Source organism: Pseudomonas sp. MOIL14HWK12:I2 (assembly GCF_000510745.1).
In the GTDB taxonomy this organism is placed as follows: domain Bacteria; phylum Pseudomonadota; class Gammaproteobacteria; order Pseudomonadales; family Pseudomonadaceae; genus Chryseomonas; species Chryseomonas oryzihabitans.
Window position 1 is genome coordinate 18,008 of record NZ_KI783313.1, and the last position, 23,901, is coordinate 41,908.

General features: G+C 61.9%; 29 protein-coding genes. 11 read left to right on the plus strand and 18 right to left on the minus strand.

Features of this window, described 5'->3' with window-relative positions; genetic code table 11:
- The first annotated feature begins 129 nt into the window (after positions 1 to 129).
- Positions 130 to 606 (plus strand): hypothetical protein, encoded by a 477-nt coding sequence (locus PSK12I2_RS0116430; RefSeq protein ID WP_027599199.1) that lies wholly within the window; start codon positions 130 to 132, stop codon positions 604 to 606.
- 564 nt (positions 607 to 1,170) lie between these two features.
- Here the strand turns inward: PSK12I2_RS0116430 and PSK12I2_RS24900 are convergent.
- Entirely contained in the window at positions 1,171 to 1,344 is a 174-nt protein-coding gene (locus PSK12I2_RS24900) for a hypothetical protein (protein ID WP_156930155.1), read from the minus strand.
- A 237-nt stretch (positions 1,345 to 1,581) separates the two neighbouring features.
- Between PSK12I2_RS24900 and PSK12I2_RS24005 the strand changes: the two genes are divergently transcribed.
- Complete coding sequence (locus PSK12I2_RS24005; RefSeq protein WP_051398738.1) at positions 1,582 to 1,869, plus strand: hypothetical protein; 288 nt, start codon at positions 1,582 to 1,584, stop codon at positions 1,867 to 1,869.
- Positions 1,870 to 1,919: 50 nt separating this feature from the next.
- Here the strand turns inward: PSK12I2_RS24005 and PSK12I2_RS24640 are convergent, their stop codons facing one another.
- On the minus strand, positions 1,920 to 2,435 hold the full coding sequence (locus tag PSK12I2_RS24640; RefSeq protein ID WP_177324653.1) for a DUF4224 domain-containing protein: 516 nt from the start codon (positions 2,433 to 2,435) through the stop codon (positions 1,920 to 1,922).
- A gap of 94 nt (positions 2,436 to 2,529) precedes the next feature.
- Here PSK12I2_RS24640 and PSK12I2_RS0116445 point away from each other — a divergent pair, with 94 nt between their 5' ends.
- The 3 genes from PSK12I2_RS0116445 (at position 2,530) to PSK12I2_RS24645 (ending at position 4,877) form a co-directional block, all read left to right on the plus strand.
- Positions 2,530 to 3,078, plus strand: coding sequence for a hypothetical protein (locus PSK12I2_RS0116445; RefSeq protein WP_027599201.1), 549 nt, complete (start codon positions 2,530 to 2,532; stop codon positions 3,076 to 3,078).
- Between the two features lie 378 nt (positions 3,079 to 3,456).
- The gene (locus tag PSK12I2_RS0116450) at positions 3,457 to 3,966 is read left to right on the plus strand and encodes a hypothetical protein (protein WP_156930156.1); all 510 of its coding nucleotides are present in this window, start codon (positions 3,457 to 3,459) and stop codon (positions 3,964 to 3,966) included.
- The gene (locus PSK12I2_RS24645; RefSeq protein WP_084222104.1) at positions 3,963 to 4,877 is read left to right on the plus strand and encodes a hypothetical protein; all 915 of its coding nucleotides are present in this window, start codon (positions 3,963 to 3,965) and stop codon (positions 4,875 to 4,877) included. The genes PSK12I2_RS0116450 and PSK12I2_RS24645 overlap by 4 nt, the downstream gene beginning before the upstream one ends.
- Before the next feature lie 304 nt (positions 4,878 to 5,181).
- Here the strand turns inward: PSK12I2_RS24645 and PSK12I2_RS24650 are convergent, their stop codons facing one another.
- The 8 genes from PSK12I2_RS24650 to sseA all read right to left on the minus strand — a co-directional run bounded on the left by PSK12I2_RS24650 (position 5,182) and on the right by sseA (position 11,460).
- Positions 5,182 to 5,937 (minus strand): KilA-N domain-containing protein, encoded by a 756-nt coding sequence (locus PSK12I2_RS24650; RefSeq protein ID WP_084222105.1) that lies wholly within the window; start codon positions 5,935 to 5,937, stop codon positions 5,182 to 5,184.
- Between the two features lie 47 nt (positions 5,938 to 5,984).
- Positions 5,985 to 6,476, minus strand: coding sequence for a YecR family lipoprotein (gene yecR, locus PSK12I2_RS0116455; protein WP_027599203.1), 492 nt, complete (start codon positions 6,474 to 6,476; stop codon positions 5,985 to 5,987).
- 278 nt (positions 6,477 to 6,754) lie between these two features.
- Positions 6,755 to 7,015, minus strand: coding sequence for a hypothetical protein (locus PSK12I2_RS0116460; protein ID WP_007161858.1), 261 nt, complete (start codon positions 7,013 to 7,015; stop codon positions 6,755 to 6,757).
- Positions 7,016 to 7,141: 126 nt separating this feature from the next.
- Positions 7,142 to 7,369 carry a TIGR02450 family Trp-rich protein gene (locus PSK12I2_RS0116465; protein ID WP_007161857.1) on the minus strand — a complete coding sequence of 76 codons (228 nt, stop codon included), beginning with the start codon at positions 7,367 to 7,369 and terminating at the stop codon, positions 7,142 to 7,144.
- Positions 7,366 to 8,031, minus strand: a complete 666-nt coding sequence (locus tag PSK12I2_RS0116470) for a gamma-glutamylcyclotransferase (protein WP_007161856.1) — start codon at positions 8,029 to 8,031, stop codon at positions 7,366 to 7,368. The genes PSK12I2_RS0116465 and PSK12I2_RS0116470 overlap by 4 nt, the downstream gene beginning before the upstream one ends.
- Positions 8,032 to 8,244: 213 nt before the next feature.
- The gene (ahpF, locus tag PSK12I2_RS0116475) at positions 8,245 to 9,804 is read right to left on the minus strand and encodes an alkyl hydroperoxide reductase subunit F (protein WP_027599204.1); all 1,560 of its coding nucleotides are present in this window, start codon (positions 9,802 to 9,804) and stop codon (positions 8,245 to 8,247) included.
- Positions 9,805 to 9,887: 83 nt separating this feature from the next.
- Positions 9,888 to 10,451: an alkyl hydroperoxide reductase subunit C gene (gene ahpC, locus PSK12I2_RS0116480; RefSeq protein WP_007161854.1), complete on the minus strand. Its 564-nt coding sequence runs from the start codon at positions 10,449 to 10,451 to the stop codon at positions 9,888 to 9,890.
- Positions 10,452 to 10,608: 157 nt separating this feature from the next.
- On the minus strand, positions 10,609 to 11,460 hold the full coding sequence (gene sseA, locus PSK12I2_RS0116485) for a 3-mercaptopyruvate sulfurtransferase (protein ID WP_027599205.1): 852 nt from the start codon (positions 11,458 to 11,460) through the stop codon (positions 10,609 to 10,611).
- 116 nt (positions 11,461 to 11,576) lie between these two features.
- Here sseA and epsC point away from each other — a divergent pair, with 116 nt between their 5' ends.
- On the plus strand, positions 11,577 to 12,521 hold the full coding sequence (gene epsC, locus PSK12I2_RS0116490) for a serine O-acetyltransferase EpsC (protein WP_007161852.1): 945 nt from the start codon (positions 11,577 to 11,579) through the stop codon (positions 12,519 to 12,521).
- On the opposite strand, the gene tcyN is transcribed toward epsC, so the two are convergent.
- From tcyN to PSK12I2_RS0116520, 6 genes are all read right to left on the minus strand, one after another.
- On the minus strand, positions 12,512 to 13,276 hold the full coding sequence (gene tcyN / locus PSK12I2_RS0116495) for an L-cystine ABC transporter ATP-binding protein TcyN (protein ID WP_027599206.1): 765 nt from the start codon (positions 13,274 to 13,276) through the stop codon (positions 12,512 to 12,514). The two genes, epsC and tcyN, sit on opposite strands and share 10 nt — an antisense overlap.
- Positions 13,273 to 13,947, minus strand: a complete 675-nt coding sequence (gene tcyL, locus PSK12I2_RS0116500; protein ID WP_027599207.1) for a cystine ABC transporter permease — start codon at positions 13,945 to 13,947, stop codon at positions 13,273 to 13,275. Before tcyL ends, tcyN begins: the two co-directional genes overlap by 4 nt.
- Complete coding sequence (gene tcyJ, locus PSK12I2_RS0116505; RefSeq protein WP_027599208.1) at positions 13,944 to 14,741, minus strand: cystine ABC transporter substrate-binding protein; 798 nt, start codon at positions 14,739 to 14,741, stop codon at positions 13,944 to 13,946. Before tcyJ ends, tcyL begins: the two co-directional genes overlap by 4 nt.
- A gap of 112 nt (positions 14,742 to 14,853) precedes the next feature.
- Positions 14,854 to 15,846 carry a D-cysteine desulfhydrase gene (locus PSK12I2_RS0116510; RefSeq protein ID WP_027599209.1) on the minus strand — a complete coding sequence of 331 codons (993 nt, stop codon included), beginning with the start codon at positions 15,844 to 15,846 and terminating at the stop codon, positions 14,854 to 14,856.
- A gap of 69 nt (positions 15,847 to 15,915) precedes the next feature.
- Positions 15,916 to 16,569: a 7-cyano-7-deazaguanine/7-aminomethyl-7-deazaguanine transporter gene (locus tag PSK12I2_RS0116515; protein ID WP_027599210.1), complete on the minus strand. Its 654-nt coding sequence runs from the start codon at positions 16,567 to 16,569 to the stop codon at positions 15,916 to 15,918.
- Between the two features lie 167 nt (positions 16,570 to 16,736).
- Positions 16,737 to 17,876: a glutathione-independent formaldehyde dehydrogenase gene (locus PSK12I2_RS0116520; protein WP_027599211.1), complete on the minus strand. Its 1,140-nt coding sequence runs from the start codon at positions 17,874 to 17,876 to the stop codon at positions 16,737 to 16,739.
- Between the two features lie 203 nt (positions 17,877 to 18,079).
- Between PSK12I2_RS0116520 and PSK12I2_RS0116525 the strand changes: the two genes are divergently transcribed.
- The 3 genes from PSK12I2_RS0116525 (at position 18,080) to PSK12I2_RS0116535 (ending at position 20,352) form a co-directional block, all read left to right on the plus strand.
- A complete protein-coding gene (locus PSK12I2_RS0116525) occupies positions 18,080 to 19,117 on the plus strand; it encodes an NADP(H)-dependent aldo-keto reductase (RefSeq protein WP_027599212.1) in 1,038 nt (345 codons plus the stop codon).
- Positions 19,118 to 19,294: 177 nt separating this feature from the next.
- Entirely contained in the window at positions 19,295 to 19,999 is a 705-nt protein-coding gene (locus PSK12I2_RS0116530; protein ID WP_027599213.1) for a gamma-glutamyl-gamma-aminobutyrate hydrolase family protein, read from the plus strand.
- The gene (locus tag PSK12I2_RS0116535; protein ID WP_027599214.1) at positions 19,996 to 20,352 is read left to right on the plus strand and encodes an antibiotic biosynthesis monooxygenase; all 357 of its coding nucleotides are present in this window, start codon (positions 19,996 to 19,998) and stop codon (positions 20,350 to 20,352) included. Before PSK12I2_RS0116530 ends, PSK12I2_RS0116535 begins: the two co-directional genes overlap by 4 nt.
- On the opposite strand, the gene PSK12I2_RS0116540 is transcribed toward PSK12I2_RS0116535, so the two are convergent.
- Together PSK12I2_RS0116540 and PSK12I2_RS0116545 are read right to left on the minus strand one after the other, a co-directional pair.
- On the minus strand, positions 20,318 to 20,692 hold the full coding sequence (locus tag PSK12I2_RS0116540; protein ID WP_007161842.1) for a hypothetical protein: 375 nt from the start codon (positions 20,690 to 20,692) through the stop codon (positions 20,318 to 20,320). The genes PSK12I2_RS0116535 and PSK12I2_RS0116540 overlap by 35 nt on opposite strands.
- Positions 20,693 to 20,842: 150 nt before the next feature.
- On the minus strand, positions 20,843 to 21,325 hold the full coding sequence (locus PSK12I2_RS0116545) for a hypothetical protein (protein ID WP_223855430.1): 483 nt from the start codon (positions 21,323 to 21,325) through the stop codon (positions 20,843 to 20,845).
- A gap of 239 nt (positions 21,326 to 21,564) precedes the next feature.
- Between PSK12I2_RS0116545 and galU the strand changes: the two genes are divergently transcribed.
- Complete coding sequence (galU, locus tag PSK12I2_RS0116550; RefSeq protein WP_027599215.1) at positions 21,565 to 22,395, plus strand: UTP--glucose-1-phosphate uridylyltransferase GalU; 831 nt, start codon at positions 21,565 to 21,567, stop codon at positions 22,393 to 22,395.
- 126 nt (positions 22,396 to 22,521) lie between these two features.
- Entirely contained in the window at positions 22,522 to 23,895 is a 1,374-nt protein-coding gene (gene gorA, locus PSK12I2_RS0116555; RefSeq protein WP_027599216.1) for a glutathione-disulfide reductase, read from the plus strand.
- The last annotated feature ends 6 nt before the right edge of the window (positions 23,896 to 23,901 follow it).

Here is a 23,901-nt window from a genome sequence, read left to right on the forward strand (position 1 = left end):
GAGGCCCGCTTCGGCGGGCTTTCTTTCGTCCGGAAATCAATGCCGTCGGCCAGATGTGCCGGCAGGCCCATACCTTCACGATCCTAAACTGTGATCACCCCGCAAGGCTCGATCACAAGGAAGTTCGATATGCATCGCGCGTTTTTGCTAGTCCTCACGCTCATCATCGCTGGCTGTGGCTCTCGCCAGATCGACTATCAACCCTCAACAAATGCCATCACCAGCAGGGCCCAGGCCGAGCAGGTAATTGAAAAGTCGTTCTACGAAGATTACGGCCAAGCAAGGGTTTCATCCATGACTGTCACTCGAGACTACCTGTTGCTCTCGAACGGGTTGGTGACACGGAGCCAGGCGGCAGGGGTGGCTCAAGGTGGCATTGCTCTGGCTTCCGGTACCTCAGTAACCGCGCTTGATGAAGCCCGGATTTACTACAGCAGTATCGGCTCGACAAAGCTCTACACCAGCAAGAATCGGGAAGGGAGATACACGGTAATTCTCCGGCGAACTGACGACTCTGTGATCAGGCATGTGAGGTTTCGTAATGCTGCTGATGCCAAGCAATTCATCGATGCCATCGACTACCTGAAGCGGGCCGGTCGGGGATAGCGGATGATTCGGGTCAGGCCGCATCCTTTCCATTCCGAATTTTCATACTCGGCAAAAAGGAGTTTCGTGACCAGTACGCGCGCGAGGCCTTTGCGGCCGATGAGTTTTCTTACTCGGTAAAAAGAGATGCGCTCCCCTCCGAAAAAACTCGGTAGCGAAGAATTTTTTGCACAATACGTGCGTCGGCCATCTGTTCAGCGAATTTTGTGACTCGGTAAAAAGGGCTACACAGGAATTTTGTCAGGCCCTAAAGGCAAGCGATGGCGAGCGGATAAGCTCGGAGTGAGCCCGTGAAATTTCTTGAGTCCGAAAAAAGCGCTGGGTTTTCGGCCACCGTAAAAAGGAATTTTCGTACTCGGTAAAAAAGAGAGGTTGCCCAATACAAGCCAGGCGCATGGCTGACCGGGCAGTTGGGCTGTAAACGCACCAGGTGAGGCCGGCGGTGAGGGTGGGCATGCATCAGCTAAAAACAGCACAGAGTGCCATTCCCGGCACGTCCTTAGTGCCATTCTCGGCACCCCGCCGCGGAGTTTTTAGAGTCCATAAAAAGGGCCCGGTGAATTTTCAGACGCCATAAAAAAAGGCCTTCAACGTGAGATACCGCCAATGCTTGCTACCAACCTGATCAAGCGTCACCCAGTCACTGTAGCCTTGGTTCTGAGCCAAGCTGTAACCATCATTTTGCTCGCCCGCGCCTATCAGATAATCGATGCCACCGAGACCTGGACGATCGAGCACGACGTCAGCATTTCCAGGCTGCAATCTAGGACGGATGGAGTGGATGCCAGACTCCGTGAAACCGAAGATCAGATGCGGAGCTTGGAGGCTAATCTGGATGGCCTTAGGGAAGCAGCGAACAGTTCGCAGCCGGCACGAAACTGATCTGAAAAACAGATGAATCAACGGCAATCAATCTACCATTTAGATATCCGGCCGTTGGAGTCTCTCCGTCCGCACCCCATTGCAGGTCTCGAAATGCCCTACGTCAGCGACGACAGCGAGGTCATCTACATTGCGGATCTCGCTCGCATGTACGGAAAGACCGAGGCGTCTATCAGGGAAGGCATTCGCCGGGGCGTTGAGTGGCTGCCGAAGGGAACGAAGATCGCGGGCAAGCACGCCTGGCTGAGGGAGGATGTGCGCAAGTTTCTGCGCGAGTACGTGGACGGCCAGCACCACAAGGCGAAGCCTGGAAGGAAGCGGCAAGCACCACCCATGCTAAGTTTTGCTAAGGTCAAAACCGCGCCCGAGTCCGGCCAATGATTGGCTTTACTCCAATACGAGGGCTGCTATCTGCGGCTTACGTTCCGTCATCATCGCAGCAGTGGATAGGTAGCTGACCCGTTGCGGCGTGGCTTAGGAGGCCGAAGCTCCGTTCGGATCTGCGGCGGTAATGCCGGTTTCCAAACGCTTTCCAGCCACTCGTCGTATCGCTGCAAGCTGTAATAGATCGTCCGACCATGCTTCATCCAGACACCTTCAGGGATCTGCCCACGGTACCTACGATGCTGCAATGCCTTCAGGCTTGTCCCTAGCTCATCCGCCATCTGCATTTCGGTCAGCTTGTCTGTCGGGGCTAGTTCGGTTGTCATGAGTGATGAGACAGATCCAACGCGAACCACCTCACCGACATTCCGGGCAGGTCTCTCAGAGCTGAGCCGGCTATAGATTTCAGCCGCTAAGACTTTGACCTTGCCATCAGCGCCAACCAGGTAAGGAATGCCATTCGCAAGAAGCCAGGCGGCCTGAGTATTGGAGCGCGTTGACCCGGCGAGGACGGCTAACTCTGCAGGCGTAAGTAGCTTGAGGACCGTCGTATGCTGCGTCATAGCCACCATTCTCCTTACTAGCCTAGGTCCGTAAACTCTAGCCCCTCGTTACGCCACTGATGTGCAGGGTGTAAACCATCAAGCAGGGAGAGCTATGGATATCGTCTTGTCATCGATCATCGCGGTGGTGGGGGCGTGCTGGGCATATGGCTCCGCTGGCGCGGCCAAAAGGGCAGCTTTCAAGGAATGGCTGGCCGGGACGCTATCTGCAATGGCCCCGCACCTTAGGTGGCTGGTCCTGAAAAGCATGTTTCTCGCAATAACGATGGTTTGTGCCGCGGTGGTTGTGAGCGTTTGGATATGGGTCAGTGCCTTCCTCACAAACGAGGAGCCGATGCAGCGTAAAGAGGTGTTTTTCCTATGCATTCAGCTATTCAACGGCCTTACCTATGGCTCAGCGTTTTTCGCGTTTCTGTTCCTCACGATTCGAAGACTTGAAGCCCAAAAAAAGCATCAAGAAAATTTGATGCTTTTGGGCGAGGGCGAGCGACTGGTGCTTTCGGTCGTCCCGGACGCAGACCTGCAAGCATTGGCGCATCAGCTCGCAGATGGCGATATTACCGTTACGTTTAAGGGGTTCGATTCTGCCAAGGTGATCGTGGTGGTAGAAATGCCCTCTTTGCTGGTAGAGCGCATTGAGTAGGACGTCACTACTGTGGTGGGGGATGGGAGTAACGAGGTTGAGCCAGCCACAGCTGGGCTTGGAAAGGTCGCTGAAGCCCGGCGAAGCGCTCTACTAGACCAAGCGCTAGACCTCGCCGATGAGGTTCGGTCTGAGGCAGTTTGAAATCGTCCGTCTGTGGCTCGCTTGGCTTCGAAGAGCTAGACTGTTCCGAGCAGACGACTAGCCAAGCGAAAAGGGCGAGCACGAGCCTGGAGCGGTGTACTCCTGACGGCAATTGCACGTATTTACGTTGCGAGGGCAGGCGCTAAGCCTTGGGAGGTATTCCGGGAGCGCTCAACGTATGCACATCGCAGGCATGTGAGCTGGGTTGAGGTAAAGCTTTACCTATCGGTGCCGATGACGATTACAACCCAGCTTGAAGATTCCATATTCGACGAGGAACGGATGCCTAAGTCAGATTCTCCCCCTCTACTAGCGCCAGGTATGCATCATCTCACGCTAAGCCAGCTTCATAGTCTGGCCGTGAAGCCGTTCCACGCTGACGTGCAACGAGCGCAGCTTTTCCAAAAATTTGACGTTTGGGTCAACGCGATGAGGGGGCATGGTGTCAAAGGTACGCTGTGGCTCGATGGGTCGTTCCTCACCGAAAAGGTCGGGCCGGGTGACATTGATTGTGTCCTATGGAACCCTTACTGGCATGATCCGAACACGGTAGATCAGCGTGCTCAGGTTGAGGTAGAACGCCTGACAGACCATGCGACTGCGGAGGCTTTGTACGGTCTAGATTTCTACCTGGAGGCCCCGGATGCACAAGAGATGTTTCATCGTGAAGCGTACTGGCGGGGCATCCTTGGATTTTGTCATGACCGAGTCACGGCCAAGGGATTTGCGGAGATAACCTTATGAGCGACAGTTTTCTTCGCGATCACGCAAAAAATCTCAAGACTTTCGCAGAGCAGACGAAGGTTCGAGCTAATGCAGACCCGGATAATTTTTTTCTCCGGTTAGCAGCTCGCAACCAAGAGAGCTTTGCTCGATCTGTGGAGAGGCAAGCTTGTCTTGAGGAGTCAGAGAGGCTCGGCGAGCTCATTGATCTTAGACTTATTGGCCCGAGAGCAAATGGAAGCATTCCGCTTGACTGGTTTGTTGAGGCCATATCACCGCTGACAAAAGCCTGGAAGAATGCAGCGCATCGTTTGAGATATGGCGTAGAAGCTCATCGAGCGGTTGCCGAAGATGTGGTTAGTGCTTTGAATTTTAAGCTGGCAGGCCTGGCTCCGGGGTCTACGCATATTTTTATAACGGGCAATGCTCAGCCTGATTTAACTGGTGACAGTCTGCTGAAGGAGACTCTAAAACAGACGTTTCGTCTGCTAAATGCAAGCCAGACAGACTTCTATGACGCCGTTGATGCAGTGGGGGGAAAGTCAGCTCATCAATTGCAGGAGTTTATGAAGGCGTTGGATAAAGGAGGCTTTGCTATCCAGTTTTCCTGGAAGTCTTTAGACGGTGCTAGGCTTTGGGAGGGACGTCCTGACGAGATTAGCAGGGTTCGAAATTTGCTCGCTTCAATTACTGAGCCTGAGAGATATCCAGAAGTTGTTAGTGGGAGTGTCGCCGGTATAACTGATACGGGCCGGTTGTCTATCAGGACCGCGTCCGGTAAAGCGTCAATAAGGTTTCCGATGCGCCTTACTGATCAGGTCCAAAGGCTGAAGATTCGATCAAATGCTACTTTGCACGTTGAGACTTCGAAGTATTGGGACTCGGTCTCGAAGAAAGATATTTACAAAAGAACGCTAATTTCGGTTGAATAGTTTTGCAATCTTGTCGCTTTTGTCAGGCGATTGGTAGTCGTCCCGTGGCGCTGCTCTAGATAATAGACTTTCGATTCAAGAGTACGCAGATCTTAGCTGTATGGCCCTGTGTGGCAGTAACAGCTGCAGTTACTAGGAATGCGCGATTCTGCTTAGGCTGTCAACGGAGCTATGGAGCTCCCAGTCAATCTGTTGTGACTGGCCCGATCGACATAGCGCTCGCCGCTACATATCGCACACGTAGGGTGCCCGTCGTAAGGCTCAGAGGACAGCCGATGCCGGAATACCGGCATCGGTTCCGCAGCTAAAATCTAGCAAGTAGCGCAGGTAGGTACTGTAGCGCCAAAGGGTCTTTTTCTAAAAAATAGCCATGACATCTTTTAGGTATCCACGTCTCGTAAAAATACGTTCTAAAGTCTCCTAGCAGCTCTATGGGGTAGAGTCGAGCGTCAACCACTCTTCCATCGAGATATGTGTGCTTATAGTTTGGAAAATGCTTTGGCTCAATCTGTTTTTTCTCCCTAAGCCATGCTGAAAACATTTTTCCGCTAGAAATATCAGGTATGAGGTTCTCCGGCAGTACATAGCCTTCAGCCTCAAGAGGGGCGATCAGTGCAAGTACGATTTCATTTAGCATTGAAAAGTGCGTATGCGGGATCTGGCTACGATTTGCAATGTATCTTTGCAGGTGCACAGGGATGCGCTGTGCAGCCTGTGGTGAGACACCACCTGCCATCCATGCTGTTACCCAAGCAGTAACTTGAACTGCGAAGTCTGCGGAAAGCCACTGGGCAAGATGTAGGGCAACCTGAGGGTGAACCCACGTCCCCTGGTAGTTTCCCCCTTTGATGGACTGTACCAGTATTGGTATAGGTATTTTCAGAGAGCCTGAGAGTGCTGCTAAAAAATCCGAATTATTCTTTGTTGAGTGATAGTGGCTAAATTTTTTTCCGGCTACCTGGCACATTGCTGTGGCATTTATATATCCATCAGCAGCGCGCTGGTGAATTAGGTTTCCAGACATTTCATGCGGAATAACGGGCAGGTCCATTTGAGCCATGGATAACCTCCTTGTGGTCATAGGGCTATACAGATACTTTTTTTGGATTACTGGCCCACAATGGCTTTATACCGACGGCTGTACTCTTCATACGGCAGTCCTTGTTGCATAAGTGCCTGAATTTGGGCCTCTTTGTACTGGTCCGCGCTCATGGGCGTACCGAGGGTTGATACTGTTGCCGGAAGCGCTAGAGGGGAGGGTCTGGCAGCCGCTTCAAGCGATCCAAGGCACTGAAACTTAACGATCACCTGCCCACGAAGACAGTCGCCGTAACCATTTCTTGCCTGACAGGACTCGACCTGCCCACCGAATGGCTCAGCATCGTTGTAGCCCCAGCGGCCACACTTCGACTTCGCCATAGCGAAAGCTTGGTCGTTGTTGACCACTGATTTTTCGAACATCTTGAAGTCGTAAGCGAGATCAATCGTGCCGTCTGCGCGGCTACCCCCGATCGCGTAGAAGTCCCGCTTCACGGAGCAAGCAGATAGGAGCAGCAGGGCTGATACGAATGCAACGCGAACTGCCGGAGGGAGTGTCATTAGATGTCCTTATCGACGTAGCCATCAGTGGCGGCGCTTTGTGCGCTCTTAATAGTTAGTCTAATGAGTGATAAGGAACACGTTTCGCAGTTCAGTAGGCAGATCGCACCGCCGGTCACCTGAAGGTACTTGGCGATTTAGGGGTAAGAATAGGGGTAAGGACGAGTAGGTGTTGGGGCAGGATGCAGGTGGGGTAGGGTGTTTAGAGGGTTTTTCGATTCCGGCCTCGGGCACCATCCAAATGAAAAGGCCACTCCTGTTCGAGTGGCCTTTTTCGTTCAGGAGGGAATCGTCCAGTAGGGCGTTTCATCCGCATCGCGTTCGATACGTGAGCGGCTGTCGAGGATGAAGGCTTCGAGCATGGCCGCGTCGAGCAATTCGGTGCGGGCGATAGGGCGATTCAGTACCGACTGACCGCTGCGGGAAAAGACCTCGACATCGTAGGCGCGCTGATCACGCGTGGATATCACGCAGCGCAACGGCTCGAATCCGCCTTTGAGGGTGTTGAAGGCGCTGGCGAGTTCGACATAGAGGGTCATCCGGAAAAGCTTCCTGTTCAAAGGTGGCACTGTGACAGCATTGGCTGCTACAGGGTTTCACCTTTGCAGAAAAGTGCCGTCATATCGCGATGCTAGTCGCAAAATCCCGGCCCTGCTTTCGGAGTTTCATTGCCAGCCTTGCAGCCAGCATTCTGCATCCTGCAACTCGTGCCAGTCCAGCGTCCAGGTACGACGAGTGAGAACGGCTTGCAGATCTATCTGCGAGATGGGGTCGGTCTCGACTTCCGGGGTATGGACCCGGGTGACGATGAAGTGCTTTTGCCGTTCGCGTGGCTGGACGGCCGTCCATTTGCTGAGCAGCAGCTTGTGGGGGTTGATCTGACGTTGCTTCATCCCTGCATGGCCTCCAGCAGCGGGGCGCTGCGATAGCGCTGCAGCAGGGCTTCCAGGTTGCGATCGGGCATGGCGTGGGCCCTGAGCGCCGTGATGGTGCGCTCGACGTATTCCAGGGTGGTGCCGAAATGGCCGCAGGCCTCGGTCAGGACGCGATTGAGGATGTCATCGGGCAGGCTGCCGGCGTAGCAGGGCAGATTGCGCTTCAGCACGAAGCCAAGCGCCTGCACCTTGCTGCCGTCTTCCAGGTGGCATTGCAGCCAGCGGGGGCGGTAGGACCCATCCGGCATCTCGCGCTTCCAGAGGGCCAGCAGGTGGTCGTCCAGCTGGTCATCCGGCAACTGGTAGGCGAAGCCCGAGCAGGAGCCGCCGCGATCCAGACCCAGTACCAGGCCGGGTTGCTCGGGGGTGCCGCGATGCAGCTGGGACCAGAGATAGAGACCGCGGTGGTAGCCGTGCACCCGCGCCCGGCGCACGGCGACGGCGGGGCACTCGGGGCGCCAGATCAGCGAGCCGTAGGCGAACAGCCAGACCGGGCCGGGTTGGCGTTGAGCCAGGGTGGCTTCCAGGGAGGCCACCAGCTCGGGAGGGGTGAGCGGCGTGGCGGGTGCGAGCTTGGGGGGATAGGAATCGTGGATGCTGGAAGAAATCTGTCTGTGCATATGCCGCCTGGTCCTCTACCGCTGAAGCTGCCAGGTTCAGGAACCCGGCCCTGAGATCCTAACGAAAGTCCGGGAGGAACTCCTAGACCGTTCGTGCCCATCTTTATGACGCCTGGTTAGGTCGCAGCGAGAAACATGCCAAGGTGGACGCAGAAAACGGCGGACGAAAAAAAGCCCGGCAGATGCCGGGCGGGAAAGGGGGCGTGAGATCGATCAGGCGCTGGTGCGGATCAGGTGATCGAAGGCGGCCAGGGAGGCCTTGGCGCCTTCGCCCAGGGCGATGACGATCTGCTTGTAGGGCACGGTGGTGACGTCGCCCGCGGCGAAGACGCCGGGCAGGGAGGTCTGGCAGCGGGCGTCCACTTCGATCTCGCCGCGCGGCGACAGCTCGACGGTACCCTTGAGCCAGTCGGTGTTGGGCACCAGGCCGATCTGCACGAAGACGCCTTCAAGGTCGAGGTGGTGGAACTCGCTGGAGTTGCGATCCTTGTAGACCAGGCCGTTGACCTTCTGGCCGTCGCCCTTGACTTCGCTGGTGAGGGCGCTGGTGATGACGGTCACGTTGGGCAGGCTGAACAGCTTGCGCTGCAGCACGGCGTCGGCACGCAGCTGGCCGTCGTACTCGATCAGGGTGACCTGGGCGACGATGCCGGCGAGGTCGATGGCCGCCTCGACACCCGAGTTGCCGCCACCAATCACGGCGACGCGCTTGCCCTTGAACAGGGGGCCATCGCAGTGCGGGCAGTAGGCCACGCCGCGGTTGCGGTATTCCCGCTCACCGGGGACGTTCATCTCGCGCCAGCGAGCGCCGGTGGCCAGGATCAGCGTCTTGGCCTTGAGCGAGCCGCCATCGGTGAAGCGGACTTCGTGCAGGCCGCCGGCTTCGTGGGCCGGAATCAGCTGCTCGGCGCGCTGCAGGTTCATGATGTCGACTTCGTACTGCTTGACGTGCTCTTCCAGCGCCATGGCCAGCTTCGGCCCTTCGGTCTCCTTGATGGAGATGAAGTTCTCGATGGCCAGGGTGTCCAGTACCTGGCCGCCGAAACGCTCGGCGGCGACGCCGGTACGGATGCCCTTGCGTGCGGCATAGACGGCAGCGGCAGCGCCAGCCGGGCCACCCCCGATGACCAGGACGTCGAAGGCGTCCTTGGCATTGAGCTTGTCGGCGGAGCGAGCGGCGGCGCCGGTGTCGAGCTTGGCGACGATCTCTTCCAGACCCATGCGGCCCTGGCCGAAGGGTTCGCCGTTCAGGTAGACGCTGGGCACGGCCATGATCTGGCGGCGCTCGACCTCGTCCTGGAACAGGGCGCCGTCAACGGCGACGTGCTTGACCCGGGGATTGAGCACGGCCATGAGGTTCAGGGCCTGCACCACGTCCGGGCAGTTCTGGCAGGAGAGGGAGAAATAGGTTTCGAATTGGTAGTCGCCGTCGAGCGCCTTGACCTGCTCGATGACGTCCTGGCTGGCCTTGGACGGATGACCGCCCACCTGCAGCAGGGCCAGTACCAGGGAGGTGAATTCGTGGCCCATGGGCAGACCGGCGAAGCGCAGGTCGATGTTCTGACCGGGGGTCAGCAGGGCGAAGGAGGGGCGACGGGCATCGGTGCCGTCGGTGCTGAGGCTGACCTGATCGGACAGGCTGGCAATATCCTGCAGCAGGCTGTGCATTTCACGGGACTTCGCGCCATCGTCGAGGGACGCGACGATCTCGATGGGGCGCGTGACGCGTTCGAGGTAGGTCTTGAGCTGGGCTTTCAGATTGGCGTCCAACATGGCGACGTGGCTTCCGTAAAAAATGGGCAAAAAAAGAGCGCGCGGGCAAGGCGCCCGGGCGCTCGGGCTAGATCAGGCGGGTGTTAGATCTTGCCGACCAGGTCCAGCGAGGGGGTCAGGGTCGCTTCGCCTTCTTTCCACTTGGCGGGGCAGACTTCGCCCGGGTGGTTGGCGACGTACTGGGCGGCGCGGACCTTGCGCAGCAGTTCGCTGGCGTCACGGCCGATGCCGTTGTCGTGGATTTCGCACAGCTTGATCTGGCCTTCCGGATTGATCAGGAAAGTGCCGCGCAGGGCCAGGCCTTCTTCTTCGATCAGCACTTCGAAGTTGCGTGCCAGGCGAGCGGTGGGATCGCCTACCAGCGGGTAGTTGACCTTCTTGATGGCTTCCGAGGTGTCGTGCCAGGCCTTGTGCGCGAAGTGGGTGTCGCAGGATACGCCGTAGATCTCTACGCCCAGCTTCTGGAACTCGGGGTACAGGTCAGCAAGGTCTTCCAGCTCGGTGGGGCACACGAAGGTGAAGTCGGCCGGGTAGAACACGATGGCGGACCACTTGCCCTTCAGATCGGCCTCGGTCACCTGGACGAATTTGCCGTTGTGGTAGGCGGTCGCGGTGAAAGGCTTCACTTCGGTGTTGATCAGGGACATTGATGACTCCTTGATGGGTTTAAGTCAGGGTTGAAATCGATAGGACGCATACTAATCGCATTTTGACGATTCATCTCATTGTTAAAGGCGATGTCGGCGATTGGGCGTCTCTATCGGATACTACAGGTATTTAATAAAATCAGCGGCTTAGCTCGGCTCAGGCCGGGCCCAGCGCCTTGGTCGTGACCGGATGCTGACCCCATTCGCTCCAAGAGCCGTCGTAGAGTCGACCATCCGGCAGGCCTGCGACGCTCAAGGCGAGCAGCAGGACCGCGGCGGTGACGCCACTGCCGCAACTGGTGATCACTGGATGCAGGCCGTCGATGCCCAGGGCCTGGAAGCGCTGGCGCAACTCCTGGGGCGGCAGCAGGGTGCCGTCTTCGTTCAGCAGGCTGTCGTAGGGCAGATTCTGGCTGCCGGGCATATGCCCGGAGGCGACGCCCGTGCGCGGCTCCGCTACTTCGCCGGTGAAGCGCTTGGCGCCACGCGCGTCGAGCACCTGGGTCTGGCCCACGCTGAGCGCGGTCTGCACATCGCCCAGGCCGCAGAGCAGGCGATTGTTGAAGATGACGGGGTAGGGCGGCTGCGGGTTGGGCAAGTTTTCACCGGTCTCCAGCGGCAGGCCCTGTTCACGCCAGAGCGGCAGGCCGCCATCGAGCACCATCACCTGGTCATGGCCGAACAGGCGGAACAGCCACCAGGCCCGGGCGGCGGAGAACAGGCCCTTCTGGTCGTAGACGACCAGGGTGGTCTCCGGGGTGACGCCCAATTCGCCAGCCAGGCGGGCGAAGCGTCCCGCGCTGGGGACCATGTGCGGCAGCGCGGTGTCCGGATCGGAGAAGTGTTCGATATCGAAGCGCAGGGCGCCGGGGATGTGCTGCTGCCGATAGGTCTCGTCGGCGATCTGGGGTTCGTTGGGCAGGTAGAGACTGGCATCGAGGATCAGCAGATCCGGACGGCCGAGTTGCTCCTGCAGCCAGGCAGCGGTGACCAGCGGGGAGGCGATCATGGGTGGCGCTCCTTGATGGGCAAAGGACGACAGCTTACCGCGCCCGGCGCGACGTGGGCTGTCAGGGATCGGCGGATACTTTATCCTCGTCAGCCTGGTAACTGGATAGATGACTTATGAGCGAACTTAACGGGCAATCCACGGGCGGCAACGACTGGCAACTCGGGCGCATCGTCGGGGAACTGCATGAGGCGCGCAGCCAATGGCGCGAGACCCATGGGCGTTTCCGCGAGTTCAGCGGCCGCGAGTTGCCCTCGCGCAGCGTCATGGCCAGCGTGATCGAATCCCTCAGCGGTGCGCTCTTTCCGCTACGCCTGGGGCCGGATCAGCTGCGCCAGGAAAGCGAGGACTTCTATGTCGGTTTCGAACTGGAGCGGGCGCTCAATGCCCTGGTGATCCAGGCGAAGCTGGAACTGGACTATTTCGCCAAGCAGCGTGGCGAGAACGGCGTCAATCGCGCCGACGAGGCCCGTCGGCTGGTGCAGGCCTTCGCCCTGGCCCTGCCGGATCTGCGGCGCCTGCTGGACACCGACGTGATCGCCGCCTACCAGGGCGATCCCGCCGCGCGCAGCGTGGACGAGGTGCTGCTCTGCTACCCGGGCATCTACGCCATGATCCATCACCGCATCGCCCATCACTTCTATCGCAGCGGCCTGCCGTTGCTGGCGCGGATGGTCAGCGAGCGGGCGCACTCGGCGACCGGGATCGACATCCACCCGGGTGCCCAGATCGGCGAGGGCTTCTTCATCGACCATGGCACCGGTGTGGTGATCGGCGAGACCTGCATCATCGGCGACCGGGTACGCATCTACCAGGCGGTGACCCTGGGCGCCAAGCGCTTCCCGGCCGATGCCGAGGGCAACCTCAAGAAGGGCCACCCGCGCCATCCGATCGTCGAGGACGATGTGGTGATCTATGCCGGGGCGACCATCCTCGGGCGCATCACCATCGGCCAGGGCTCGACCATAGGCGGCAACGTCTGGCTGACCCATGGCGTGCCGGCCAACAGCAACGTCAGCCAGGCCAGCCTGCAGGGCTGCGCCGGTCTGGCTCAGGAGTAGTCGGCGGCGTTGTCACGAACGAACTTGGCCAGGAAGCGCCGGGTGCGTTCTTCACGCGGCCGATTGAACAACTCGGCCGCCAGACCCTGTTCGACGATGCGGCCGCCGTCCATGAACAGCACCCGGTGGGCGACGTCACGCGCGAAGGCCATCTCGTGGGTGACGATGACCAGGGTACGACCCTCCTGGGCCAGCCCGCGAATGGTCTCCAGCACCTCGCCGACCCGCTCGGGATCCAGCGCCGAGGTGGGTTCATCGAAGAGGATGGCCTGGGGACGCATGGCCAGTGCCCGGGCGATGGCGACCCGCTGCTGCTGGCCGCCCGATAGCTGTCCGGGATAGCTATCGGCCTTGTCGGCCAAGCCGACCTTGGCCAGCCATTCACGGCCCTGGGCGATGGCCGTGTCGCGCGCCTCGCCCTGGACGATGATGGGGCCCTCGATCACGTTCTCCAGCGCGGTGCGATGGGGAAACAGATTGAAGTTCTGGAAGACGAAGCCCATGCGCTGGCGCAGCTGGCGGATGGCGTGCTGCTGGCCCTTGAGCGGTCGGCTGGCGTCGATGCGCAGGTCGCCCAGGCGGATGCTGCCGGCCTCCGGGGTCTCCAGCAGATTGAGGCAGCGCAGCAGGGTGGTCTTGCCCGAACCGCTGGGGCCGATGATCGCGACCACCTCGCCCTGGGCCACCTCGAGGTCGATGGACTGCAGCACTGTCTGCTGCCGGAAGGACTTGGACAGCCCCTGCACCTCGATCATGACTGACCTCGTTCGTTGATGTGGCGCCCGTAGTGCCGTTCGAGGCGGTTCTGCAGGGTGGACAGCAGGCTGGCCAGGACCCAGTAGAGCAGTGCCGCGGCCAGGTAGAGGCTGAAGATCTCGAAGGTGCGGGCGGTGATCAGCTGGGCCTGGCGGAACAGCTCCGGCACCTGGATGGTGGCCGCCAGCGAGGTGTCCTTGACCAGCGAGATGAAGCTGTTGCCCAGTGGCGGCAGGGCGATGCGCAGCGCCTGGGGCAGGATGGCGCGCCTCAGGGTCTGCAGCGGCGTCATGCCGATGCTGGCGGCGGCTTCCCACTGACCGCGGTCGATGGCGCCGATGGCCGAGCGGATGATCTCCGCGGTGTAGGCGGCCATGTTCAGCGAAAAGCCGATCAGGGCGGCCGGCAGCGGATCGAGCTGCAGGCCCAGTTCGGGCAGGCCGTAGTAGATGACGAACAGCTGCACCAGCAGCGGCGTACCCCGGAAGAACGAGATGTACAGCCGCGCCAGGCTACGCAGCGGCAGGCTCGGCGAGCGGCGCAGCAGGGCCAGGCCGAAGCCCAGCAGCAGGCCGAAGAACATGCCGCCGAGGCTCAGGACCACGGTCCAGATCGCGCCCTTCAGCAGGAAGGGCAGCGAATCGAGCAGGAGCTGTAGCGTGTCGCTCATTGGGTGACGTCGGCCTTGAACCACTTCTCGGAGATCTTGGCCAGGGTGCCATCGGCGCGCAGCTTGGCGATGGCCTGGTCGACCGCGGCATGGAATTGCGGATCACCCTTGCGTTCGGCGATGCCCGACTCCTGGCGACTGAAGGGCTCACCGGCCAGGGCCAGCTTGTCCTTGGTCTTGGACAGCAGTTCCAGGGCGGCCAGGCGGTCGACGAGGATGGCGTCGATGCGGCCGACGCGCAGATCCTGGTACTTGGTCGGATCGTCTTCGTAGGTGCGCACGTCCGCCTTGGGTACGTTCTGGCGCAGCCATTGCTCGTAGTTGGTGCCCAGGCCGACGCCGACCTTCTTGCCGGCGAGGTCGGCGGCGGTCTTGATGCTGTCGACGTCGTCCTTGCGCACCAGGGCCTGGATGCCGGAGACGGTGTAGGGGGTGGAGAAATCGTATTTCTTCTTGCGCTCCTCGCTGATGGTGACCTGGTTGATCACCACGTCCAGACGCCGGGATTCCAGGGCGGCCAGCAGGCCATCCCATTTGCCGGGCTGGATCTTGGCGTCGACGCCCAGTTCCTTGGCCAGGGCCTTGGCGAAGTCCACTTCGAAGCCGGTCAACTGACCGTTTTCATCCTGAAAGCTGAAGGGCGGATAGGTGCCCTCCAGGCCGACGATCAGTTCGCCGCGCTGCTTGACGGTCTGCAGGAGGTCTTCGGCCTGGGCGGTGGCCTGGTGGGCCAGGCCCAGGGCGAGCAACAGGGCGGCGCTACGGAGCAGACGCTGAGGGAGGGGTTTGCGCATGGAAGAGATCCTTGTGGTTATGAGGGTGCGCCACTATGAGGGTGTCTGTTCTGACATCCCAAGTCCGAAAACTGCTGACGTTATGCCATCGTCCTGTGGCTTGGCTAGCCGATCACGCCAACCAGTCGCCATAGGCGAGGGTGCCCGGGGCGCCGCCGGTGTGCAGGAATACCAGGGGGCCGGGTGGGAGGTCCCCGCTGGCGACCATATCCAGCAGGCCCGCCATGGCCTTGCCGGTGTAGACCGGATCCAGCACCAGGCCTTCGAGCCGGCCCAGGCGGCGGATGGCGGCCAGGGTGCCGGGATTGGGCTCGCCATAGCGCGGGCCGAAGTAGCTGTCACGCAGGAGCGGAGGATTCTCGGGTAGAGCAATGCCCAACAGCTCGGCCAGCTGCTGCCGCAGCAGGGCGACCCTGGGCAGCTGCTCGGCCTGGGTGCGGGAAACGGTGACGCCGATCACCGGCAGCTCTGGCCGCAAATGATGAAGGGCCAGGTCCAGCCCGGCCTGGGTGCCGGCACTGCCGGAGGCGAGAATGACGGCCGCGGGTTGCAACTGCAGCTCCTGCAGCTGAGCGTCCAGTTCCAGGGCCGCACGGACGTAGCCGAGGGCGCCCAGGGCGCTGGAGCCGCCAATGGGGATCACCCAGGGCTTGCGCCCTTGCTGGCGCAGGCGCTCGGCTTCGGCTTCGAGCTGGCGCAACGGATCATCGAGCGCCGCGACGGCTCTGCTCTCGGCGCCGAAGAGTTCGAGCAGGAGGCGGTTGCCGCCGTGCAGGTAGCCGGGGTCTGTGGTGGCGATGGGATTTTCCAGCAGGGCGACGCAGGCCAGGCCCTGTTGCGCGGCGACGGCGGCGGTCTGGCGCACATGGTTGGACTGGATGGCGCCGGCGGTCACCAGGGTGTCGGCGCCGGCGGCCAGCGCCGCGGCGACCAGGTATTCCAGCTTGCGCACCTTGTTGCCGCCCAGGGCCAGGCTGGTGGTGTCGTCGCGCTTGCAGTAGACCGCGCGGCCCAGCTCCGCCGACAGCCGCGGCAGGATCTCCAGCGGGGTCACCGAGGGCTGCAGCGTCAGGCGCGGAAAGCGGGCGAGGGCGGTGGCGAGCATGGCGGAACCCGAGGCAATTGAAGGGGGCATCACTCTAGGGCCAAGCCGCGCCTGGCGGCAATCCTGCCCTCAGGCGAGGTCCGGACGCCGCGCCCAGGCCTGGGGCACCAGCGAACGCAGCAGCACGCCATAGAGCGGAACGAAGAGCAGCAGGCTGACCGTCAGCTTGACGCCGTAGTCGACCAGGGCGATCTCCGGCCAGTGACTGGCCATGAAGGGGTTGTCGCTGCGCCAGAAGGCGATGGAAAAGAAGGCCAGGGTGTCGAGGGCGTTGCCGAACAGGGTCGAGACCGTGGGCGCCAGCCACCAGTGGCGCGAGCGCCGCAGGCGGTCGAACACCTGGATATCGAGCAGTTGGCCGAGCACATAGGCACAGAAGCTGGCCAGGGAGATGCGCAGCACGAAGATGTTGACCGCGGCCAGCGCCGCCCAGCCCTGGAAACTGCCGTGCTGGAACAGCACCGAGACCCCATAGGAAACCACCAGGGCCGGAATCATTACCCGGGCGATCACCTGGCGGGCGGGCGCCTTGCCCATCAGCCGCACGGTGAGGTCGGTGGCGAGAAAGATGAAGGGAAAGCTGAAGGCGCCCCAGGTGGTGTGCCAGCCGAACAGTTGCAGCGGTAACTGCACCAGGTAGTTGCTGGCGATGATGATGAGGATATGGAAGGCGACGAGCGCGGCGACCGCCGTGCGGCGCGCGAAAGCGATACGTTCGAGCATGAGAGGGCCTTTTTGAAAGTGCCTGGGGTGAGGGAACCCAGGCCCCGGAATTCGGGGCGGCGCCATCCTAGCCCAAAGCCGGGGCCTATCACCAGTGATTGGCTGCAGGCGGCGCCCGGCGGGTGGGAGCGGCTCTTCCTGAGCGCTCCCTGGGAAGGTGAACCGCCTCAAGCGGCCGGCTTGAGTACCACCTTGGTCCAGCCATCATCCCGCGCATCGAAATGGCGATAGGCGTCCGGCGCCTCGGCCAGGCTCAGGCGATGGGAGATGATCTGCGAGGGTCGCGCCTTGCCCGCATGGATCAACCGCGCCAGCTCGCGGTTGTAGTTCTTGACGTTGGCCTGGCCGGTGCGGATCTGCTGGCCCTTGAACCAGAAGTTGCCGAAGTCGAAGGCCATCTTGCCTTGCTTGGCCAGGTCGTTCCGGCCGCCCGGGTCCTGGGGCACGAACACCCCGACCACCCCGATACCACCTGTGGCGCGGGTCGACGCCACCAGGTTGTTCATGGTGAGGTGATTGACTTCGTGCCCGTGGTGATCGCAGCACTGGTAGCCGACGCACTCGCAACCGCGATCGGTCCCGCGCCCATGGGTGAGGTTGAGCAGTTGCTCCACCGCATCGCCTTCCTTGGCGTGGATGGCCTTGGCGCCGAGCTTTTCCGCCAGTGCCAGGCGATCCGGCTGGTCGTCGACCACATAGACCTCGGAGGCGCCACGGATCATGGCGGAGTGGGCAGCCATGAGGCCGACCGGGCCCGCGCCATAGATGGCGATGGATTCGCCCGGGCGCAGACCGGCCAGCTCGGTGGCATGCCAGCCGGTGGGAAAGATGTCGGACAGCATCACGTAGTCGTCTTCGCGTTCCGCGGCATCTTCGGGCAGTACCAGGCAGTTGAAGTCGGCGTAGGGCACCCGCAGCAACTCCGCCTGGCCACCCTGGTAGGGGCCCATGTCGGCGAAGCCGTAGGCCGCACCGGCGACGCCCGGGTTGGCGGTAAGACAGAAACCGGTCAGTCCGCGCTCGCAGTTCTCGCAGAATCCGCAGCCGATGTTGAAGGGCAGGCAGACCCGGTCGCCAACCTTGATGCGATCGACGCCGAGACCGACCTCGACCACCTCGCCGAGATTCTCGTGGCCGAAGACCCGGCCACTTTCGAAGCTGGTGCGGCCTTCGTACATGTGCAGGTCGGAACCGCAGATGTTGGTGGTGGTGATCCTGACGAGGACGTCGGTGGGTTTTTCGATGCGGGCATCGGCTACGTTCTTGACCGCGACGTCGCGTGGGCCCTGGTAAACCACAGCTTTCATGATGTGCACTCCGGAGTGTCGCGTCGGTCCTCTACGGGCACCCGCTTGGGTAGATGGGCGTCTTCCCTAGCAGCGAGCAGCCTGGGCTGTCGCCTCAAGGGGAGGGCATCGGCAAGCGGACGAGAGTTCAAATCGTCAGACGAGTTGGGCTGCGCTTGGGAGTCCTGCTAACGTTGCGGTTTCAACCGCGAAAGAGGCTTGCCATGCACTATCGATCCTTGGGCCGAACCGAGCTGAAGGTGAGCGCCATTTCCCTGGGTACCATGACCTGGGGCGAGCAGAACACCGAGGCAGAAGCCTTCGAGCAGATCCGGGTCGCCAAGGCGGCCGGCGTCAACCTGCTGGATACCGCCGAGATGTACCCGGTGCCGCCGCGCGCCGAGACCTACACCCGTACCGAGACCATCATCGGCAACTATTTCCGCCAGCACGGCGACCGTGCCGACTGGGTGCTGGCCAGCAAGGCGGCCGGTCCTGGCCGCGACATGGACTACATCCGCAACGGCGGCCTGGCCTTTACCAGGACCAATCTCACCGCCGCGCTGGAGGCCAGTCTCAAGCGACTCAACACCGACTACCTGGATCTCTACCAGCTGCACTGGCCGGATCGGCGGACCAATTACTTCGGTCAGCTGGGCTATGTGCACAACGATGCCGACTTCACGCCCATCGAGGAGACCCTGGAGGCCCTCGACGGTCTGGTGAAGGCAGGCAAGGTCCGCCATGTCGGCCTGTCCAACGAAACGCCCTGGGGCGTGCAGCGCTTCCTGCACCTGAGCGAGACCCGTGGCTGGCCGCGGGTGGTGTCGATCCAGAATCCCTATAATCTGCTCAACCGCAGCTTCGAAGTGGGCCTGGCCGAGCAGGCCATCCGCGAGCAGGTGGGGCTGCTGGCCTATTCGCCGCTGGCCTTCGGTGTGCTCGCGGGCAAGTACCTGAACGGCGCCCGTCCGGAAGGGGCGCGACTGACCCTTTTCGAACGCTTCCAGCGCTACAGCAATCCCCAGACGCAGCGCGCGGCCCAGGCCTACGTCGAACTGGCCCGGGAGCGCAATCTGGATCCGGCGCAGATGGCCCTGGCCTTCGTCACCAGTCGGCCCTTCGTGACCAGCAACATCATCGGCGCCACCTCGCTCTCCCAGCTAGAAAGCAATCTGGCGAGCAGCGAGCTGGTGCTGGACCAGGAAACCCTGGCCGCCATCGAAGCCATCCACGTCGACCAGCCCAACCCGGCACCCTGATCGTCTGGTATCCGGCGCCCGGTACAGCCGCTGTACCGGGCGTTTCCTTGCGCCTGGCGAAAGGCGGCCGTGACCGACAGGGCAGGGACGCAAGGGCTGCTGTCCGCAACGCCTATTAAAACCGCGGCCCCAAGGGCCTAGAGTCGGTCGGAGCTTCCACGCCTGCAGGTGTCCGTCATGACGTCGTACGAAATCGTGCTCCTGGGTGACCAGGACCCTTCCATCGTGGCCCACCAGGCCATCCCCCAGGCCCTGGCGCTGACCGCCACGGCGCTGGGTGTCACGCTGCAAACACGCTGGCTGCCGACGGTCGAGGCCGATGGCGTCCTTGCCGACTGCGACGGCCTCTGGTGCGTACCCGGGAGTCCCTATCGCCATCGCGAAGGGGTGCTGGCGACTTTGCGCACAGCGCGCGAACAGCGGATTCCCTTTCTCGGGACCTGTGGCGGGCTGCAGTACGCGTTGCTGGAGTACGTCCAGTCCGTGCTGGGCTGGACGGACGCCGCCCACGGTGAAGACGATCCGTCGGCCAGCCGCGCGGTGCTCACGCCCCTGAGCTGCGCCCGCATCGAGGTGCAGAATCAACTCCGATTGCTGCCAGGGTCGCGCCTGGCGGAGGCGGCCGGCGCCGAACGGGTCGAGGCCACCTATCGCGGTCGCTTCGGCGTGAACCCCGACTACCTGCCGACGTTGCTCGCTGCGGGTTGGCGCGTCCTCGCCTGGGATGAGGAAGAGCTGCCAGTGGCCTTCGAGCTGACGACCCATCCCTGTTATTTCGGCACCCTCTATCAGCCCGAGCGCGAGGCGCTGGCCGGTCGGGTCCCCACGGCGGTGCGCGCCTGGCTGGACGCGGTGGTCGCGGCGCGGAACCTGGGGACATGAAGCGGCCGGAATTGCCCGAGGACTGTGTGATGATCGCCTTCGTCTCGCAACGCGCCTACGACGATCCCGACTATGAGGCCATGGCGGCGCGCATGGTGGAGCTGGCGCAGGGGCAGCCAGGCTTTCTGGGCATGGAATCGGTACGGGGCACCGATGGCCTGGGCATCACCCTGTCCTACTGGACCGACCAGGCCGCGGTCGCGGCCTGGGGCGCCCATCCGGAACATCGGCAGGCGCAGCGGCTGGGTCAGGCGCATTGGTATCGCTGGCATGACACCCGGGTCATGCGCCTGCTGTCGACCCGCTCCGGCCCTGGCGTCACTCCAGGCGGATCGCGCCCAGGGCCGGGGTGACACGGATCCAGCCGATGCGGCTGTCTTCGCCGATCAGCATGACCTTCTTCCAGGGGCGAAAGGGGGCGCTGTCCAGGACCAGGATGCGATCGCCCGGTTTGAGCATGGCGATCAGCTGGCGGTTGGCGACCACGCTGCGCTCCGGCATGGCGGGATACTGCATCAGCGGAATCTGGCCGCCGCGAATCTGCCAGGTCTCGCCGCTGGCGGCGTTGATGAAGGTCGGCAGCCGCGTCAGCAGGATGGCCAGCGCGAAGAACCCGATCAGCAGCAGGACGAGCCGCTGCGTCACGGTCCGGACGGCAACGATATCGGGTGACAGCTTGCCAAGCGAGGACATGGAGATGGCTCTGGGCGGCGGACGGTAGAGGCTCGATGCTACCGTCATGCGGCCAGTTGACATCATTCACATCCAGGAAAGGTCAACGGCTGCTCATTCGCCAGCGCCAGACTGTGAACGGCCGCAAAGCGGCCGACTAGAGAGGCGGGTTCAGGGCGCCAGCTGGCGGGTGACTTCCACGGCCTTGTCGAAGGACGGATAGCCACTCTTGGCCACCGCGAGCTCTCCGTAGGCGCTCTTGTAGGTCTGCGCCTGGATCGGGTCGGCCTCGGGCACCAGGAAGGGATCCGTATACATCCGATAGAGCAGGGCATAGGCCAGCGGATAGCGATGATCGGCGGAGGCGTTCAGCAATTCCAAGACGTCATCGGTCTGCGGGCCCTGCTTGATGGCGATCACCGCACGATAGAACTCCACTTCGCCATCGGCGCTGGTTCCGCCATTGCGCAGCAGCAGGGCATCCGCAAGCTTGAGCTGTTCTTCGCTGCCACCCAGGACCAGCAGCTTGGCCTGCAAGAGGTCGTTCTGGCGCAGCAGGGTGGTCTGTTCCGCGCTGAGCGGCCGCGTTTCCGCCGCCTCGTGATGACCGCCCAGGGAGCAGCCGGCGAGGGAAACACACAGCAACGGGAGCATCCATTTCTTCATGTCGAGATCTATCCGCGGAGTCGTGACGCTGGTTCCAAACTTTGGACGATAGCAGTTCTTTGCGGCTTTGCGCAGAACCGGAAGGCAATCCTGGAGTCGTATCCGCACGTCCACAGAGCGCCCATGCCTGGCTATTTCCAGCGTCGCGCGCTTCGGGCATTGTATGCGACAAGCGGCTGGATAGACCGCCGTTCGTTTTGCCTTCACGTACAGATCAAAGGACTCCCATGATCACCAAATGTCTGTTTCCGGCAGCCGGCTATGGCACTCGTTTTCTCCCTGCGACCAAAGCCATGCCCAAGGAAATGCTGCCCATTGTGAACAAGCCGCTGGTGCAGTACGCCGTGGAGGAAGCTCTGGAGGCGGGCCTGCATCAGATCGGGATCGTTACCGGTCGTGGCAAGCGCTCGCTGGAAGACCACTTCGACATCAGCTATGAGCTGGAAAGCCAGATCAAGAACACCGACAAGGAAAAGTACCTGGTCGGCATTCGCAAGCTGATCGACAACTGCACCTTCTCCTACACCCGTCAGGTGGAGATGAAGGGCCTGGGCCACGCCATCCTGACCGGCCGCCCGCTGATCGGTGACGAGCCCTTCGCCGTGGTCCTGGCGGACGACCTCTGCCTGAACCTGGAAGGCGACAGCGTGCTCAAGCAGATGGTCAAGCTGTACAACCAGTTCCGCTGCTCCATCGTGGCCATCCAGGAAGTCCCGGCCAACGAGACCAACAAGTACGGTGTCATCGCCGGCGAGATGATCCGCGACGACATCTACCGCGTAAACAAGATGGTCGAGAAGCCCAAGCCGGAGGACGCTCCCTCCAACCTGGCGATCATCGGCCGCTACATCCTGACCCCGGACATCTTCGACCTGATCGAGCAGACCGAGCCGGGCAAGGGTGGCGAGATCCAGATCACCGACGCCCTGATGAAGCAGGCGCAGGACGGTTGCGTACTGGCGTACAAGTTCAAGGGTCAGCGTTTCGACTGCGGCAGCGCGGAAGGCTTCGTCGAAGCCACCAACTTCTGCTTCGAGAACCTGTACAAGGCGCTGTAAGCCTGACGTGCAGTCGACCAGGCCACCTGCGGGTGGCCTTGTCGTTTCTGGCGATTGGCCAGCCGGGCCGCTGCCCAGGGTGGCCTTGCGCTATGCTGGTCGCCAGCAGCAAAAAGAGAGAGCTCCATGACGACCTATGATTTCGACCTCTTCGTGATCGGCGCTGGTTCGGGCGGGGTACGGGCCGCGCGCTTCGCGGCCGACTTCGGTGCCCGGGTGGCGGTGGCGGAAAGCCGTTACCTCGGCGGGACCTGTGTGAACGTGGGCTGCATGCCCAAGAAATACTTCATCTACGGCGCCTCCTTTCGCGATGAATTCCGCCAGGCCCGTGGCTATGGCTGGGATGCCGAGGTTCCGGCCTTCGACTGGAACACCCTGGTCGCCAGCAAGGACCACGAGATCCGCCGGCTGAACGGCATCTATCGGGCCTTGCTGGTCAACAGCGGGGTGACCTTGCTGGAAGCCCATGCCCGCATCCTCGATCCCCACACCGTCGAGGTGGAAGGCCAGCGCTATCGCTGCGAGCGCATCCTCATCGCCACCGGGGGCTGGCCGGACGTGCCGGACTTCCCCGGCCGCGAGCATGCCATCACCTCCAACGAGGCCTTCTACCTGCCGGAGCTGCCCAAGCGGGTGGTGGTGGTGGGGGGCGGCTACATCGCCGTGGAATTCGCCTCCATCTTCCAGGGACTGGGCGCCAGGACGACCCTGCTGTATCGCCGGGAGCTGTTCCTGCGCGGCTTCGACCGGGGCGTGCGCGAGCACCTGCGCGACGAGATGCAGAGGCGCGGCCATGACCTGCAATTCAACGCCGATGTGGCGCGGATCGACAAGGCCGCCGATGGCAGCCTGCAGGTGACACTCAAGGACGGTCGGATGCTGGACGCCGATTGCGTCTTCTATGCCACCGGCCGCCGACCGATGCTGGACGATTTGGGCCTGGAAAACACCGGTGTCGCCCTGGACGACCGGGGCTTCATCAAGGTCGGCGAGACCTTCCAGACCGCGGAGCCTTCGATCTACGCCATCGGCGACGTCATCGGCCGGGTGCAGCTGACCCCGGTGGCCCTGGCCGAGGGCATGACCCTGGCGCGCCATCTGTTCGATCCCGACAGCTATCGCCCGCTGAACTACGACCTGATCGCCAGCGCGGTCTTCAGCCTGCCCAATCTGGCGAGCATCGGCCTGAGCGAAGAAGAGGCGCGTGAGCGTGGCCATCGGCTGAAGATCTTCCAGAGCAGCTTCCGGCCGACCAAGCTCAGCCTGACCGATGTCCAGGAGCGCACCCTGATGAAGCTGGTGGTGGATGCCGACAGCGACCAGGTGCTGGGCTGCCACATGGTGGGGCCGGATGCCGGCGAGCAGATCCAGTGCCTGGCCATCGCCCTCAAGGCGGGCGCGACCAAGGCCTGCTTCGACGACACCCTGGGCATCCATCCCACCGCCGCGGAAGAGTGGGTCACCATGCGCAAGCCGGTTCGCGAGGACGAGGCGCGCTAGACGGGC